This is a genomic window from Geobacillus sp. BK01 (assembly GCF_052220245.1).
Lineage (GTDB): Bacteria > Bacillota > Bacilli > Bacillales > Anoxybacillaceae > Geobacillus.
In genome coordinates, this window is the sequence record NZ_JBQPTH010000002.1 from 284,890 (window position 1) to 299,531 (window position 14,642).

The 14,642-nt window shown below is 53.3% G+C and carries 15 protein-coding genes and 3 tRNA genes; 4 read left to right on the top strand and 14 right to left on the bottom strand.

The genetic code is table 11. The features are described from left to right. Positions 1–36 precede the first annotated feature (36 nt). On the top strand, positions 37–1,341 hold the full coding sequence (locus tag ACTVDO_RS03790; protein ID WP_442901073.1) for a SpoIID/LytB domain-containing protein: 1,305 nt from the start codon (positions 37–39) through the stop codon (positions 1,339–1,341). Further along, positions 1,247–2,185, top strand: coding sequence for an Ig-like domain-containing protein (locus ACTVDO_RS03795; RefSeq protein ID WP_442901074.1), 939 nt, complete (start codon positions 1,247–1,249; stop codon positions 2,183–2,185). The genes ACTVDO_RS03790 and ACTVDO_RS03795 overlap by 95 nt, the downstream gene beginning before the upstream one ends. A gap of 132 nt (positions 2,186–2,317) precedes the next feature. On the opposite strand, the gene nfsA is transcribed toward ACTVDO_RS03795, so the two are convergent. The 5 genes from nfsA to ACTVDO_RS03820 all read right to left on the bottom strand — a co-directional run bounded on the left by nfsA (position 2,318) and on the right by ACTVDO_RS03820 (position 4,440). Further along, positions 2,318–3,067 carry an oxygen-insensitive NADPH nitroreductase gene (gene nfsA / locus ACTVDO_RS03800; protein WP_020959786.1) on the bottom strand — a complete coding sequence of 250 codons (750 nt, stop codon included), beginning with the start codon at positions 3,065–3,067 and terminating at the stop codon, positions 2,318–2,320. Between the two features lie 94 nt (positions 3,068–3,161). Beyond that, on the bottom strand, positions 3,162–3,995 hold the full coding sequence (locus ACTVDO_RS03805) for a pirin family protein (protein ID WP_020959785.1): 834 nt from the start codon (positions 3,993–3,995) through the stop codon (positions 3,162–3,164). 187 nt (positions 3,996–4,182) lie between these two features. Next, positions 4,183–4,275, bottom strand: a tRNA-Ser gene (locus ACTVDO_RS03810). An 8-nt stretch (positions 4,276–4,283) separates the two neighbouring features. Then, positions 4,284–4,356: transfer RNA gene (locus ACTVDO_RS03815), tRNA-Ala, on the bottom strand. Between the two features lie 7 nt (positions 4,357–4,363). After that, positions 4,364–4,440, bottom strand: a tRNA-Pro gene (locus ACTVDO_RS03820). A gap of 198 nt (positions 4,441–4,638) precedes the next feature. Between ACTVDO_RS03820 and ACTVDO_RS03825 the strand changes: the two genes are divergently transcribed. Then, positions 4,639–5,403 carry a hypothetical protein gene (locus ACTVDO_RS03825; RefSeq protein ID WP_442901075.1) on the top strand — a complete coding sequence of 255 codons (765 nt, stop codon included), beginning with the start codon at positions 4,639–4,641 and terminating at the stop codon, positions 5,401–5,403. 15 nt (positions 5,404–5,418) lie between these two features. Next, positions 5,419–5,889, top strand: coding sequence for a hypothetical protein (locus ACTVDO_RS03830; protein ID WP_442901076.1), 471 nt, complete (start codon positions 5,419–5,421; stop codon positions 5,887–5,889). A 338-nt stretch (positions 5,890–6,227) separates the two neighbouring features. On the opposite strand, the gene ACTVDO_RS03835 is transcribed toward ACTVDO_RS03830, so the two are convergent. The 9 genes from ACTVDO_RS03835 to ACTVDO_RS03875 all read right to left on the bottom strand — a co-directional run bounded on the left by ACTVDO_RS03835 (position 6,228) and on the right by ACTVDO_RS03875 (position 14,527). Continuing rightward, the gene (locus tag ACTVDO_RS03835; RefSeq protein ID WP_442901077.1) at positions 6,228–7,208 is read right to left on the bottom strand and encodes an ABC transporter permease subunit; all 981 of its coding nucleotides are present in this window, start codon (positions 7,206–7,208) and stop codon (positions 6,228–6,230) included. Next, positions 7,201–8,115 (bottom strand): ABC transporter ATP-binding protein, encoded by a 915-nt coding sequence (locus ACTVDO_RS03840; RefSeq protein ID WP_020959779.1) that lies wholly within the window; start codon positions 8,113–8,115, stop codon positions 7,201–7,203. Before ACTVDO_RS03840 ends, ACTVDO_RS03835 begins: the two co-directional genes overlap by 8 nt. Further along, positions 8,112–8,909 (bottom strand): SGNH/GDSL hydrolase family protein, encoded by a 798-nt coding sequence (locus ACTVDO_RS03845; protein WP_442901078.1) that lies wholly within the window; start codon positions 8,907–8,909, stop codon positions 8,112–8,114. Before ACTVDO_RS03845 ends, ACTVDO_RS03840 begins: the two co-directional genes overlap by 4 nt. A gap of 44 nt (positions 8,910–8,953) precedes the next feature. Further along, positions 8,954–9,235 carry a transporter suffix domain-containing protein gene (locus tag ACTVDO_RS03850; RefSeq protein ID WP_020959777.1) on the bottom strand — a complete coding sequence of 94 codons (282 nt, stop codon included), beginning with the start codon at positions 9,233–9,235 and terminating at the stop codon, positions 8,954–8,956. Positions 9,236–9,563: 328 nt separating this feature from the next. Continuing rightward, positions 9,564–10,523, bottom strand: coding sequence for an MBL fold metallo-hydrolase (locus tag ACTVDO_RS03855; protein WP_442901079.1), 960 nt, complete (start codon positions 10,521–10,523; stop codon positions 9,564–9,566). A gap of 133 nt (positions 10,524–10,656) precedes the next feature. Further along, the gene (locus ACTVDO_RS03860) at positions 10,657–11,544 is read right to left on the bottom strand and encodes a sulfite exporter TauE/SafE family protein (protein ID WP_442901080.1); all 888 of its coding nucleotides are present in this window, start codon (positions 11,542–11,544) and stop codon (positions 10,657–10,659) included. A gap of 120 nt (positions 11,545–11,664) precedes the next feature. Then, a complete protein-coding gene (glnA, locus tag ACTVDO_RS03865) occupies positions 11,665–13,023 on the bottom strand; it encodes a type I glutamate--ammonia ligase (protein WP_442901081.1) in 1,359 nt (452 codons plus the stop codon). A 225-nt stretch (positions 13,024–13,248) separates the two neighbouring features. Continuing rightward, positions 13,249–13,638: a gamma-glutamylcyclotransferase family protein gene (locus tag ACTVDO_RS03870; protein ID WP_020959773.1), complete on the bottom strand. Its 390-nt coding sequence runs from the start codon at positions 13,636–13,638 to the stop codon at positions 13,249–13,251. 325 nt (positions 13,639–13,963) lie between these two features. Beyond that, positions 13,964–14,527: a thioredoxin family protein gene (locus tag ACTVDO_RS03875; protein WP_020959772.1), complete on the bottom strand. Its 564-nt coding sequence runs from the start codon at positions 14,525–14,527 to the stop codon at positions 13,964–13,966. Between the last annotated feature and the right edge of the window lie 115 nt (positions 14,528–14,642).

The following is a 14,642-nucleotide window of genomic DNA, read 5'->3' on the forward strand; positions in this document are numbered from 1 at the left end:
TGCTGATAGAAAAATAGAAAGGTGGTTGAAAACGTAGTGAAACGATTATGCGCCGCCGTCGCGCTGCTGGCTGCGGTATTGTCCAGCTTGCCTACGGCCGGCCCCACGCGTGCTGAAGCGGCGGCAGAGCCGGTTGTGAACGTCAAACTAGTAAACTACTTAGGAAACCAAAGCGAATTAACCGTGAAACCCACGGATACATACTCGCTTTCCGGCACCGGCATGGCACTCGCGCCCAACACCTCCTACCGCGTGAAAGCGACCGCAGCCGGCCTCGCTTTGTATGAAGGAACGACACTGATCGGTGAGTTTCCACAGTTGCACCTTGCTCCATCCAAGCCAAACGCGGTATTGTCTATCAACGGCCGGGGATATTTGGGAGACATGGCGTTTGTGAAAGAAAATGGACAATACGTCCGCCCGGTCAACGCAGTGCCCATTGAAGAGTACATTAAAGGGGTCGTGCCGAACGAAATGCCGACTTCATGGAATATCGAAGCGCTAAAAGCCCAGGCAGTCGCAGCGCGAACATATGCACTTAGCTATGCCGGAGCGACGATCGATGATACGATCCGCTATCAAGTATATGGCGGTTATACGTGGCATCCGAACAGCACAAAAGCGGTTGAAGAAACGTATGGCCAGGTGCTGAAATACAACGGCAGGCTGATCAGCGCTGTCTTCTCCGCCAGCAACGGCGGCAAAACCGAATCAAACGCCAACGCCTGGGGAGGGACACCGCTGGCTATTTTTCCGATCAAAAATGATCCGTATGACAACGCCGTTCCGTGGGGATTGACAGTCCAAAAAACACAAATCGATTTGACGGGAAAACCGTTAGCCAACTACGCTGCCTGGTGGGACACCGTCAGCGAAGCGGACAAAGCAATCGCCAACAACATCAAAACATGGATGAAGGCAAACGGCTACAACGGCAAGGAGATCAAAATCGTCGCCATCCCGAAGCTGTCGCTGTACGCCCCGCTCTCCGGCGGCCGCGTCTCGAAAGGCGATATCGCCATCGAGTATATCACGAAGGGGGATGTGAAAGGAGATGGCACGCTCGCCATCCGCCGCCTTGAGTTTATCGGCGCCCCGGCGGCCAAAATTCGCGCTTTAATCGGCAACCGCGTCATGCTTAGCTACCTAGTCACCGAGGTGACGGAAACGGAAACATCGATTACGGTGAAAGGAAAAGGGGATGGTCATGGCGTTGGCCTCAGCCAATATGGGGCGAAAAAAATGGGTGAGCTTGGTAAAAAATATACAGAAATTTTATCTAGGGGCTTCGCTCACCACCGCCTACGCCAAAACGGAACCAACACCGCCGCCAACGGCTGAACCGACGCCGCCGCAGCCGGCGCCAGCCGACCAACAAACGCCGGACCCGGCCGGGTCAGCGCCGTCCGATGCGAAAGCGCCAATCATTAAAGGCGTAGCTGCCGCCTATGTGCCCAATACAAACCAGTTGACTGTCCGTTATGCGATTGACGAGGAAGCAACAGTGTCCGTTTACGTCAAAAACGCAAGCGGGAAGATCATCCAATACGTACAAAAAGATGTAAAGCAAAAAGCGGGAAGCTACGCAAACCGATGGAATGTCGGCGCGAATCCAAATGGACGCTATACGTTCGGCATTATCACGAAAGACTTGGCCGGCAACGTTTCCTCTGCCGCCATCAGCGCTGCCGTCACCAAAACGGTGTCCCCGCCGAAAATCAACGCCGTCAGCGACCGCTCCACAACCGTGACGGGGATGGCAGAAGCCGGAGCCGTCGTCTATGTCAAAGCAGGAGCAAAAACATACAAAACGGCGGCGAAATCTGACGGAGCCTTTGCTGTCGCCATCCCGCGGCAAAAGGCAGGGACGGTGCTGACCGTAACCGCCGTCGACCGCGCTGGCAATATAAGCCGGCCGATCAACATGACAGTTAGGGATAAAACGGCGCCCCCGGCACCAAAACTGAATTCCATCACGAGCCGGCAAAGCACACTCACCGGTAAAACGGAAGCGGGCGCCATCATCACCGTCAAAATCGGGACAAAGACCTACAAAAGCACAGCCCGCAAAGACGGGACGTTTTCTGTCGCCATCGGCCGGCAAAAAGCGAAAACAACGCTTACGGTCACCGCCGCCGACCGTGCAGGCAACGTGAGCCCGCCGGTGAAAGTACGGATCCGGTAACCATTTGCCCCTCATCTTGCGCTTCCTGCCTAAGATGAGGGGGCGCTTTTGTTTTCTTGAACCCCCCAACGTTCTCCTGCTGCTCGATTGAGAGCCAGGCAACCAAACATTCCGCTTCCGCCTGACGTGAGGCTAGCGCAGATTAAACCCTTTCCCTTCAACAAACTCTTTCATATACATGCGGACGCGGCGGCTGAGCATCTCGGCCATTTGTCCGGTCCACGTGTCGCGGCGGCGGCCGTTCGTCCGTTGTTCATAATAGGTGGAAACCGTTTCGTTGTAGCGTTGCAATTGCTCGATGAGCCGCGCGCGATCTTGGTCGTACTCGTCCTCGTGATAAACGTGCTCAAACGGCAAACGCGGCTTTGGATCCGGCCTTTGTGCGGGATAGCCGACCGCCAGCCCAAAAAGCGGAATGACCCGCTTCGGCACGTTTAACAGCGCACAGACATCCGGCAAGTTGTTGCGCAACCCGCCGATATAACAAATGCCAAGCCCCATCGACTCGGCGGCGATGGCGGCGTTTTGCGCCGCAAGCGCCGTATCAATGAGCGCGACCATAAATTTTTCCGTGCTCTCTAGCGATGAAAGCACGTCTTTTCCTTCTAGCTCGCCAATGAGTTCGTGGCGGTGAAAATCGGCGCAAAAGATGAAAAAATGGCCGTTTTGTGCCACATACGATTGATTTCCCGCCAGTTCAGCAAGCTTTTGCTTTTTCTCCGGATCTTTCACGCCGATGATCGAGTACGCCTGCACATAACTGGAAGTCGACGCCGCTTGGGCGCATTCGACGATCGTGCGGATTTGTTCATCCGTCAACGGCCGCTCTTCAAAACGGCGGATCGAGCGATGGCGCAAAATCGTTTCAATGATTGGATTCATCATCCATGCCCCCTGATGCAATGAGTGGTATTGTCCCCGATGCTTATCATAGCAAAAAAAGAAAGAGCCGAAAAATGATCGGCTCTTTCTTGCATTATTGCCCAAACCGCCCTTCCTGGTAATCGCGAATCGCTTCGCGGATTTGTTCCGGCGTGTTCATGACAAACGGCCCGTAGGCGACGACCGGTTCATTCACCGGCTCGCCGGCGTAAAGAAGAAGACGCAGCTTTTCACGGGCGGTCACCTGCAGCTCTGTTTCCTCACCGCGGTTGTGGCGGCTGAAAAACAGCGCTTGCCCGGCTTTTCCTTCCGTATGGTCGGCCCCGAACGTGCCGCTCCCTTCTAAAATGTACAAAAAGCCGTTGTAATGGCCCGGCAAATCTTGCGCCACCGTCGCCCCCGGTTCGACCGTCATGTCGACCATCGTCACCGGGACGATGTTTTTCGTCGGCGCTTTGACGCCTTTTGATGTGCCGGAAAAGACGCGGATCACCGCCCCTTCCTCTTTTCGCACCGGCATGTCTTCAGCGCGCAAGTTTTGATAGCGGGGCTCCGTTAGTTTGTGCGCGCTTGGCAAGTTGACCCAAAGCTGTAAGCTGTGCACCGTCGAACCGGGAGCCGGATCTTCTTTATGGACGACACCGCGGCCGGCTGTCATCCATTGCACATCCCCGGGGCCGAGCGTACCGTGGCCGGCTTTGCTGTCAAAATGTTCGAGCTCGCCGCTGATGACATATGTCACCGTCTCGATGCCGCGGTGCGGATGGACATCAAATGTTCCGCGCTTAAAAATATCTTCCATCAGCAACAAAAACGGATCGTACTCTTGCCAGTTCCCAGGCTCAAGCACAGGCCCGCTTCGGTGAATCGGGCTGTTGGCGGTGATTTGCACCGTTTTGATATGGCGAATGTGGCGTTGAACAGCCATATGCTCCTCCTCCTCTTGTTTTGCCTCTCGGCTGCCGCCAAGAGAGAGACGCGGCGGCCGACCAACCGCGCCTTTTTCTCTCTCATCGTACCCGATTCATCCAAAAACAGGCAAATGATCTGCCTGCCATATGGCGCATAAACAAAAAACCTGCCGACAATCGGCAGGTTTTCGTTCGTATGTAAGATGGCGGAGGAAGAGGGATTCGAACCCCCGCGGGCTGTGACACCCCTATCGGTTTTCGAAACCGACCCCTTCAGCCAGACTTGGGTATTCCTCCGCGATAAATGGAGCCTATCGGATTCGAACCGATGACCTCCTGCGTGCGGGGCAGGCGCTCTCCCAGCTGAGCTAAGGCCCCATCAAAATGGTCGGGAAGACAGGATTTGAACCTGCGACCTCACGGACCCGAACCGTGTGCTCTACCAAGCTGAGCTACTTCCCGTCATTTCACTGTTTTCCCTTGCGACAATTTACATTATATATAAACCTCTTAAGAAAGTCAATAGTTTTTTACGATTTTTTTGCATACAAGGTGGACATTTATTGCTTTTTTCCGCCGCCGGCTGCATAGCCGTCCCCCTTTTTTTCCTATACTACAAACAAGGCGATCGTGCGGCAAAATCGAAAAGGAGGCGGTTCCTTGAAGCTTATTCCGCCAGTGCGGCGCAAACGGGCTCATTTGTCACAGTTTACCACAACCCATATTCATTTGCGCCATCCGCTGGTCGTCGCCTTTTTCTCGTTTTCGTTTCCCGGATTCGGCAATTTAATGAAACACCGCTACGCCACGGCTTTTATTTTAATCCTTTGGGAGCTGTTTATCAATACAAAAGCACACGTAAACACAGGTATATTATACTCGCTTCTTGGCGATTTTGAAAAGGCCAAAGCGGTGCTCGACGAACGGTGGCTCATGTTTTATGTTGCGATCTACATATACGGCATTTGGGACAGCTACCGCGGTTCGATCGATATGAATAAGCTGTATTTGCTCGCCGACCGCGAAGATGCACCGATTCCCCCTATTCGGATAGGAGTGTGGGACATCAACTATTTAGACAAACGTGAACCGTGGCTGGCGCTCGCCTGGTCAGTGCTCGCTCCGGGGCTTGGTCATTTATACGTCCATAAAGTGATTACTGGTTTATTCGTGTTCGCCTTTACGATCATCGTTTCCTATTTCGCCCACTTGCCGGAGGCGATTATTTATACGCTAACCGGCCAGTTTGATGAGGCGGTGCGTATCCTTAATATGCAATGGGCGCTTTATTTGCCGTCTATTTATTCATTCATCTTTTACGATGCGTACGTTTCCGCCGTCGAGTACAACAAATTGTTTGAAAAAGAATTGTCTAACTATTTACGCCGCCGTTGCCAGCCGAAACAATTTCCGTGGCCGGTTTGACTAGGAGGCTTTTTCATGATTGTCGTTGCCACTTTTGAAAACCATTTGTTCGTCGAGCTGGCGATTTCCGCTCTTCGCCAAAAAGGGATCGCCCCACACCATCTGTTTGCTGTTCCGCTTGACCGTCGCACGGAGCCGCCGCGGCTGCTCGATACAATCCACCGCGCTGACGGCTTGAGCTTCCTTGATTTAGCAGCGATTTTCGGAACTTGTTTCATGCTGCTCGGTTCGATTTATGGTTATGTGTTAACATGGGGGCCGATCATTTGGGGCATTATCGGGGCGGTAGGCGGCATCGGGTTGGGGCTGTTGTTGAAATGGCGGCTCAACCGAAAGGCGGCGCGCCGCCAAACGAACATGAGCGCGGAAATCGTGCTCCTCATCCGTTGCGATGAGGAGCAATGGCCATTGATCGAACGGCTGCTATGGGATCATCACGCACTCGGTCTTGCCGGCATCCGGGATGGGAAGGCAAGCGGCCGCTAGGGGGACGCAAAACAAGGGGATGCCATAAACAAAAAACATGCATGAGCAAGTTTTGCCCTCACCCGAGATCAAAATCGCCAATCAAAGCGCGGGCCTTTTCATGGAAAAGCCTCATGGGCAACGCTTTGCCCTCCATCCAGGCATGAACACGATCCATCCGGGCACCTGCGTTTCCATAGAAAAAACGGAAAAAATGCGGGTCTCCAACCAGAGACCGGCATTGCGGCGGCGTCAGCTAAACAAATTGTCGCATACGGCAGCGAGAGCAGTGAGCAGTTTCGGCGCATGAAGCCTATTGAAACATCCCGTGGGATTCCCCTCGGGCTTTTATTTGCTTCTCAATACACATCCCGCCGCGTAAAGACAATAAAGGCAATCAGGAGGGCCGCAACGCCCCAAACGGCGAGCACCGCCATGGAAAAGCCAAGCGTCATCCCTTCGATCGGCGGGGCCGCCCCTTTGATGTAGTCCGTCAGCCGCAAATTGACCATAAACAAATATTTCGCCGAATGCCACGATGACACCATGTTCGATAAAATGGCACCGGAAATTAGCGCCGCCAGCATAATGCCCATCACCGCTGCGGTGCTTCGCAAAAGTACGGAAAGCATAAACGTCAACGTGCCAACAACAACGCTGACAAACGCTGCCAACCCAAGCTCAATAAGCACGTATTTCCATTGTGGAATTATATGAACGTTTTCCGTATTCAAATCTTCTCCTTGTGGGATAAATCCGGTCAATAGCGGCAGGCGAAAGCCGCCGTACCCGAACACAAGGCCGGAAATGACGTACGACAACACCGCAGCCGTTAACATAATCAACGATACGGACAACAATAGCGCGATATATTTGCTTAACAGCACTTTCCATCGTTTCACCGGCCGGACAAGAAGCAGCTTGATCGTTCCGGCGCTTGACTCCGATGACACGAGATCGGCCGCCACCACCATCACCAAGAGCGGCAAAAACAAGTCAATGGCATTTTCAATAAAAATGCGCATAAACGTCGGCGCCCCTGGAGCGGACGGGTTGATGTCGTGCTCTAAGTAATATTGCTGTTGCTGAAGGCGGATTTGCAAATATTGGCGCCACTCTTCCGACATGCTCGGCGACTGCAAACGGTTCTGCAAGTCGACGATTTGCTGCTGCAGCTGCGTTCGCCAGTCAGTTGTGCCAAGCCGTTTCTTTAGCTCTTCCGTCTCCCGATATTGAGCGTATGTAAATAAGGCGACAAGCACCGCAACAATGGCGACGATTACCCATAGCCGCTTTTTGCGGATGATCTTTAACATTTCATTGTACACTAACTTAGTCAATCGTTTCGCCCCCTGTCAGCTCGATAAACAAATCTTCGAGCGTTGGCAGCCGTGGGTCAATTTCGGCGACCGCCACGCCGGCCTGGACGAGTTTGGCGTTCCAGGCAGCGAGCTTGGCCGGCTCATACGGCGTTACGACCGTTTCCTCATCCGCCCGCAACACATCCGTTTCCTCCGTCAACAGCGCCCGCGCCCGCTCGATCGGAGCGGCTTTCCAGACGACACGCGCCTGTTCTTTCAACAGTCGCTCGACTGTATCGACAGCCAAAAGCCGCCCTTTTGCCATAATGGCGACGCGGTCACACATCAGCTGAATTTCGCTTAACAAATGCGACGATACAAGGACGCTCAATCCTTCCGTCTCCGCCAAAAAGCGGATGAAGGCGCGCATTTCACGAATGCCGGCCGGGTCAAGGCCGTTTGTCGGCTCGTCCAAAATGAGCACCTTCGGTTTTCCGAGCAACGCCTGGGCGATGCCAAGCCGCTGCCGCATGCCGAGCGAATATGTGCTCACCCGATCATGAATGCGCTGTTCAAGACCGACGAGCTTCGCCACTTCTGCAATCCGCTCCGCACCGACTCCGGGCATCATACGGGCGAAATGTTCAAGGTTTTCCCAGCCCGTTAAATACGGATACATTTCCGGGTTTTCGACGATGCAGCCGATATGGCGGATCGCCTCGGTAAACTGGCGATGAAGATCATATCCGCAAATCGCCACCGTCCCCGACGTCGGCCGGATGAGTCCGACCAACATGCGAATCGTCGTCGTTTTGCCCGCCCCGTTCGGCCCCAAAAAGCCGAACACTTCCCCCTCTTGCAGTTCAAACGAAATCCCTTTAATAATTTCCTTGCCGCGGATCGTTTTCCGCAGTTCTTTGACGGCTAACGTCACTTGTTTCGTCATCTATGCTCCTCCTCTGTCAACGTAATGAGCGAAGCGACGCGCTCACCGATCCGCCTGTACCCTTCTTTGTTTGGATGGAAATGGTCGCTGTATAAATAATCATTGACATGCAAGGCAAACAAGTCAAACGTCGGAACAGCGACGACATTCGGATAGCGGGCGGCCACTTCCGCTGACGCAAAATTCCAATCGCGAACAACGGCCGACGTTCGTTTGGCGTCACCCAAATCGCTAAACGGATTGTACAAGCCGATCGCCAAAATGACCGCTTCGCTGTTCAAACGGCGCAGCGTGGCAAAAATGCGGCCCAGGTTGGCCACATATTGCCGTTTCGCCGCCTCTAGCTCTTTTTGATCCAAGTCAAGCGCTTCTCCGCCGCGAAACAAATCATTGCCACCGATCGTCATCACGATCAGATCAGCCATGGCGATCTGCCGCTTGACTTCTTTTTGACCGAGCTGGCGAAGCAGTCCGTCCGAACGCAAGCCGCGAATCGCCAAATTGGTGACGCGAATCGGCTCGTCCGTCTGCCGGCGAAGCTCATCGACCATATAGCCGACATACCCTTTGCCGCTTTCATCCCCCGTCCCTCTTGTCAACGAATCGCCTAAGGCCACGATGTCGATCTCCCCATCGCCCCGCTCCGTCTCATCGACTGCGGGCCGCTTTTGCTCGGCCGGCGGCTTGGCGGCAGGAAAAAGCTGATCTTGCACCGCCAAGGCGAGGCCGCCGAGCCAAAACACGCCGGATAAGACGGCAACGGCTATCAGAAGCGCCACCGTGTTTCGTCCCATATCAACACCTCATTTCCCCATTTTATTCCTCGCAATCTGTTTGCTCATTGTCCGCTATCATTTGTTTGATCCGGCCGCTGCCGGTTTATTCGCCAATATTTTGGATTCCAATACTTTTTGAGCTTCATCACCGCTTCTTTCCCAGCCAGCAGCACTCCGAACCAAAACATTATTTCTGCCGCAGCAATGACAACCGCAACAATTGCCGTCTTACTAGCAGTTGAAAGCGGCAGAAACGGCGCGATGGGCACCACCACCCAAACGACGAACGACGCGATGATGAGACCGATGCCGATGTGGTACGTGACGGACCGTCTCTGTTTCACGTTCCACTCCCCTTTTTGCCTGAGATTCACAAACTTTCCCCCAGACATCAGAATCGCTTATTTCTACTCTACCATATGTGCCGTCATTTCACGAAATAGCCCGCATGACACATTCGGCGCACGCTTAAAGAAGGGGGCACCTTTTTTCTCGTGCAAAGCCGTTGACCGGACACCTTTTGCTCTCCGTGATTTGATCACCGCTTCAAGCTGCATCCGCTCAACGTTCACTCCTGTTTTCACATGGTGTGGCGTTTTGACAGCGATGTCCTAAAACGGTGTGTGTTCCGGCAAAAAAAGAAACCTAGCCAAACCGGCTAGGCGAAGTGAATCATTGCCGTTGTTTACGCCAATAATCGATCAACCCCATCGCACACACTTGCAAATCAAGCTCGATCGCTGCATAGGCCGGCGACGAGGACGGGACATTGTGTTCGTTCAGAAAAGCCTTTACGTCGTGATACAGCAGCTGCGCAGCTTTTTTTGCCTGCTCGGCTGCCGGCGCATCCGGATGGCGGTCCATTGCTTCCTTCCCGGCCTCCACAAATTTCGGCAGCCAAACGCGAAGCTGACGAAAAGCAGCCTTAGGGTTGTCAAGTGCACCGAAATGGCCGAAATAGATGCGTTCCGGGTTCAGTGCTTCAAGACGTTCGGCCGATCGTTCCATCGCCTCGGGGTTAAACTGGTTGGGCGACGTCGACGGCAGGCAAAATTCAAGCCCGCTGTCGAGAAGCTGCGGATAAAACACACCAATTGTATCACCGGTAAACACGCCGCGGCTGTATGAATCATAAATGGAAACATGATGGTTCGCATGCCCCGGTGTATCGTAAAAGGTGAGCGTCCGCTCTTCGCTCAGCACGAGCGCTTCCCCGTCCTCTTTCACGACAAGCCGCTCTTCTGGAATCGGAACGATCGGATCAAACAGCTCTTCAAACCGTGCGCCATACACCGCCTTCGCCCCGGCAATGAGCCGTGACGGGTCGACCAAATGCCGCTTCCCTTTCGGATGGACGACAACCATCGCATTCGGGCAATGCTCAAGCAAGAGCCCGGCACCGCCGGCATGGTCCAAATGGATATGGGTGACGATAATGTAGCGAATGTCAGCCGGGTCGATCTGAAGCGCTTTCAATCCGGCGAGCAAATGCGGCACGGACGGGCCCGGCCCTGTTTCCACGATCGCCAAATTTTCTTCGTGAAGCACGTATGTACCGGTGCGCTGCGGCATGCGCAAGTCGTACAAATCGATGAGCGAAACGCGGCGGCCTAAATCAATCGGATCGTTCATTTTTCTTTCCCCCTTTTCGCATCGAAAATGGATTCGACACTGCCGCTAAGAAATCCTTCTTTTCTGACTTAAGAAAGACGGTGAAATAACAACAGGAACGTTTATCAAAAGCGGGGAGTTGGCCCGTCTTGATCTACGACGCCAACTCCCCGTTAGCCACCTTTCCTTTCCGTCCGTTTTTGATGGCCATCGCTACAGCCGCGGCCCATCCGAGCACGATAAAGCCATACACGGCCGGATACACCGGCGCCGGCGCCTCCCAGGCGTGCAGGAGCGTGCGGGTGTTCGTCAAAATAATAAGCCCCCCGACCAACACCCCAAGCAAATAAGACGGCAGTTTGCGCACAAGCCAAGCGGCGATCGGGGCCGCGACAATGCCGCCGGCCATGAGCGTCAGCACCCAATACCAGTTCACTTGCTCCCAACCTAAGGAAATCACAAAGCCGAGCGTTGCTGACGAGGCAATGGCAAATTCGGACGTGTCGACCGTGCCGATGACTTTGCGCGCTTCCATGTTTCGGTTCGAGAGCAGCACCGGTGTCGCAATCGGCCCCCAGCCCCCGCCTCCGGTCGCGTCAAGGAAACCGGCCGCCAATCCGAGCGGAATGAGCCGCTTATTGGACCACCGTTTTCCCGGCGCCGACGGCGAACGGCCGTTCAAAAATAAAAATCGATACATGATATAAAGGCCAAGCGCCAACAAAAACAACGATACATATGGCTTAATCAAATCCCCCGGCAAGTTGCTTAAAAAGCACGCCCCGACAAACGCACCGACTGACCCAGGGATTATAAGCTTCCCGACCATTCCGCGATCAACGTTGCCGAACTTCCAATGGGAGACGCCGGATGCCGCTGTCGTCACCACTTCTGCCAAATGGACCGATGCCGAGGCGACCGCCGGGGCGATGCCAAATGTCAACAACAGCGTCGTTGAGGTGACGCCATACGCCATCCCGAGCGACCCGTCAATCAACTGGGCGAGAAAGCCAACAAACACAAATACGATCAATTTTTTCATCGTTTCCCCTCCGCTTACAGGAATTTAATATACTTATACATCATTTAAAACCAAGTATTCATAGTTGTCAACTGTGAATTTGAAAGAACATAAAAAAGCGCCCGGACAGGGCGCTTTTCCTCAAAACTTCCCTTGATATTGCTCGATTTCCCACGCATGAACCGCGGTGCGGTAGCTGTTCCATTCGTCCTTTTTCATAGCGACATATTCATTGAATACGTGCTCACCCAATGTCGCGCGGCCGATTTCCCCGTTTTCAAACGCGGCGATGGCAACCCCTAAGTCTTCCGGCAAGTTGTCAATTCCAAGCTCGACACGGCGTTCTTCAGACATATGGAAAATATCTTCGTCAATTGCGGACGGAGCTGTTAGACCTTTCTCGACACCGTCAAGACCCGCCGCCGCAATAATGGCGTATGCCAAGTACGGGTTTGCCGACGGATCCGGGCAGCGCAATTCCACACGCGTCGCCATGCCGCGTTTCGCCGGAATGCGAATGAGCGCCGAACGGTTCGAAGCGGACCACGCGATGTAACAAGGCGCCTCATAACCCGGAACAAGCCGTTTGTATGAGTTGACCAGCGGGTTGGTAACCGCAGTGAAATCTTTTACGTTTTTCAGCAAGCCGGCGATGAATTGGTATGCCGTTTCGGACAGTTGGTTCGCATCGTTCGGATCAAAGAACGCATTTTCCCCATCTTTAAAGAGCGACATGTTCACATGCATCCCCGAACCGTTAATGCCAAAAACCGGTTTTGGCATAAACGTTGCGTGAAGACCAAATTTGCCGGCAATCGTTTTGACAACCCATTTGTACGTTGTCGCATTGTCCGCTGCGCCGAGCGCATCAGCGTATTTAAAGTTAATCTCATGCTGTCCTTCTGCCACTTCGTGGTGCGACGCTTCGATCGTAAAGCCCATCGCTTTTAGGGCGCGGTAAATTTCGAGACGGACGCGTTCGCCCAAGTCTTTCGGAGACGGTTCGAAATAGCCGCCGTTATCGTGAAGTTCAAGCGTCGGATTGCCGTTTTCATCCGCTTTGAACAGGAAAAATTCCAACTCCGGCCCAACCGAAATCGTATACCCTTTTTCCGCCGCCCGTTCCATCGTTTTTTTCAACACGTTGCGCGGGTCGCCTTCAAACAGCGTGCCGTCCGGGTTGGCTACTGAGCAGAGAAAGCGCGCTTCCGCATATCCTTCCTCGACCGTCCATGGCAACACGGCAAACGTGTTTAAATCCGGGCGGAGGTATAAGTCAGAGCGGTTGATCGGCGAGAACCCTTTGATTGATGAACCGTCAAACATGATTTTTCCTTCGACGACGTCATCAAGCTGTTCCACTGTCACCGTCACATGCTTTAAAATCCCTTCGATGTCGACAAACTGCAAATGAAGAAGCTCGACGTTCTTTTGTTTGATCGTTTCTTTAATTTGTTCGAGCAGCCCCGTTTGGGTGGAGGAAACGAACGTTTTTGACATGTCACATTACCTCACATTCGTACGTTTATTTTCCTAACATGCTTTTATTATAGAAAAAGAACGGCCATTTGGCAACACTTTTTTATCAATTTTTCTGTATTTTTATAACGTTTATCCTGTAAACGGTTTCAAAAATACGGAAGAAAACATGAATATTTATGCAAAAAATAAACAGCCTGAAAGACGGCCGTCTCCCAGGCTGTTCCCAACCGTTCGCTATGGATGTTACGTTTTCTCCTTACGGCGCCGCCACGAACCGGAGGCAATGGGCCGTAGGCCGGTTGCCTTCTCCGCCGTATAGACATACACATACCCTTCAATCGGCCGGCGGGCGTCACGAACCCATACGCGCTCATATTCATTCTCTGCGCGGCCTTCCTTATAATCTTCGAGTTCGTCCATCGCTTTCAGCCCTTGTTCGACGACCGTCAGCCATTCACCCTCAACCTCGCCTTCTCCCCCGAGCACTAGCGCGGGGTACAGGCCAACGTTGTATAAGCGGCCGTTCACGCTCCCCGGGCATACAGCACAAACATACGGAGCCGCCACATGATGATTTTCTTCGCCGGTCAACAGCGTTCCGTACACAAACACGCGATATCGTCTTTCCGCCATCTCCTCGTTCTCCTTTTTGTTTACATAACACAAATTATGAAAACTCAAGAGAAGGAAACAAAAACAATGGAAGCCCTTCCTCTCATCCATCCTTGCCGCTCCGAAGCGGCGCCAGTGTGAATTTGTTCGGTAGATCGCGGCAATAAAAACGCCGTGCCGGCTGCACTCGCAAGCCAACGGCACGGCGGTGACGATTCCGTAACGAACGAATGACGCTTTTTTCATCATATCCGTTTGGCCGCGGAAAGTCAAGCAAATTGGCTAGGATGTTGGCTTCCACAGTAATATGGAAATATTCACTTACCGAAAGACGCTACCGCGGCCGTTAAGACGCCGGTTTCCATTTAATGCTGCAGCCGATGCTCGGTTTTTGCTTTTCCGACACCGGCCGGCCCTCAAGCAAAGCGTCAAGCGCGGCGCGGATCGACTCCCCGGTGACCGGGATGCCGTTATTCGGACGCGAGTCGTCCAACTGGCCGCGGTAGACGCATTTCAGATCCCGGTCGAAAATGTAAAAGTCCGGGGTGCAAGCAGCGTCGTACGCTTTCGCCACCTCTTGCGTCTCATCGTACAAATACGGAAACGGATAGCCGAGTTCTTCCGCCACCTTTTTCATGTTTTCCGGCGAATCGTCCGGATATTGGTCAGCGTCATTGGCGTTAATCGCGACAAACGACACCCCTTTGGGCATGTAATCGTTCGCCAAGCGGACGAGCTCGTGCTGGACATGTTTCACAAACGGACAATGGTTGCAAATAAACATCACGACCGTCGCCACATCGGATTTCACATCGTCAAGGCGAACAAGCCGGCCATCGACGGCGTTCGGGAGGGCAAACGATGGCGCCTGTTTGCCAAGCGGAAACATGTTCGATTCGACAGCTGGCATCAACAACACCCTTTCTCTAACGTTTTCTTCCATTATATCAAAAGACGGATGTCCGCCACAAATGCGGCGCCCAAACCGAACCACACAGCCCGGCATATGATGCCACATAGACGAA

Excerpts from the sequence above, each read along its gene's own strand:
- nfsA (WP_020959786.1), bottom strand. The coding sequence starts at position 3,067 with ATGAATCCAATCATTGAAACGATTTTGCGCCATCGCTCGATCCGCCGT.
- ACTVDO_RS03805 (WP_020959785.1), bottom strand. The coding sequence starts at position 3,995 with ATGGCTGTTCAACGCCACATTCGCCATATCAAAACGGTGCAAATCACC.
- ACTVDO_RS03830 (WP_442901076.1), top strand. The coding sequence starts at position 5,419 with ATGATTGTCGTTGCCACTTTTGAAAACCATTTGTTCGTCGAGCTGGCG.
- ACTVDO_RS03840 (WP_020959779.1), bottom strand. The coding sequence starts at position 8,115 with ATGACGAAACAAGTGACGTTAGCCGTCAAAGAACTGCGGAAAACGATC.
- ACTVDO_RS03845 (WP_442901078.1), bottom strand. The coding sequence starts at position 8,909 with ATGGGACGAAACACGGTGGCGCTTCTGATAGCCGTTGCCGTCTTATCC.
- ACTVDO_RS03855 (WP_442901079.1), bottom strand. The coding sequence starts at position 10,523 with ATGAACGATCCGATTGATTTAGGCCGCCGCGTTTCGCTCATCGATTTG.
- ACTVDO_RS03860 (WP_442901080.1), bottom strand. The coding sequence starts at position 11,544 with ATGAAAAAATTGATCGTATTTGTGTTTGTTGGCTTTCTCGCCCAGTTG.
- glnA (WP_442901081.1), bottom strand. The coding sequence starts at position 13,023 with ATGTCAAAAACGTTCGTTTCCTCCACCCAAACGGGGCTGCTCGAACAA.
- ACTVDO_RS03870 (WP_020959773.1), bottom strand. The coding sequence starts at position 13,638 with ATGGCGGAAAGACGATATCGCGTGTTTGTGTACGGAACGCTGTTGACC.
- ACTVDO_RS03875 (WP_020959772.1), bottom strand. The coding sequence starts at position 14,527 with ATGCCAGCTGTCGAATCGAACATGTTTCCGCTTGGCAAACAGGCGCCA.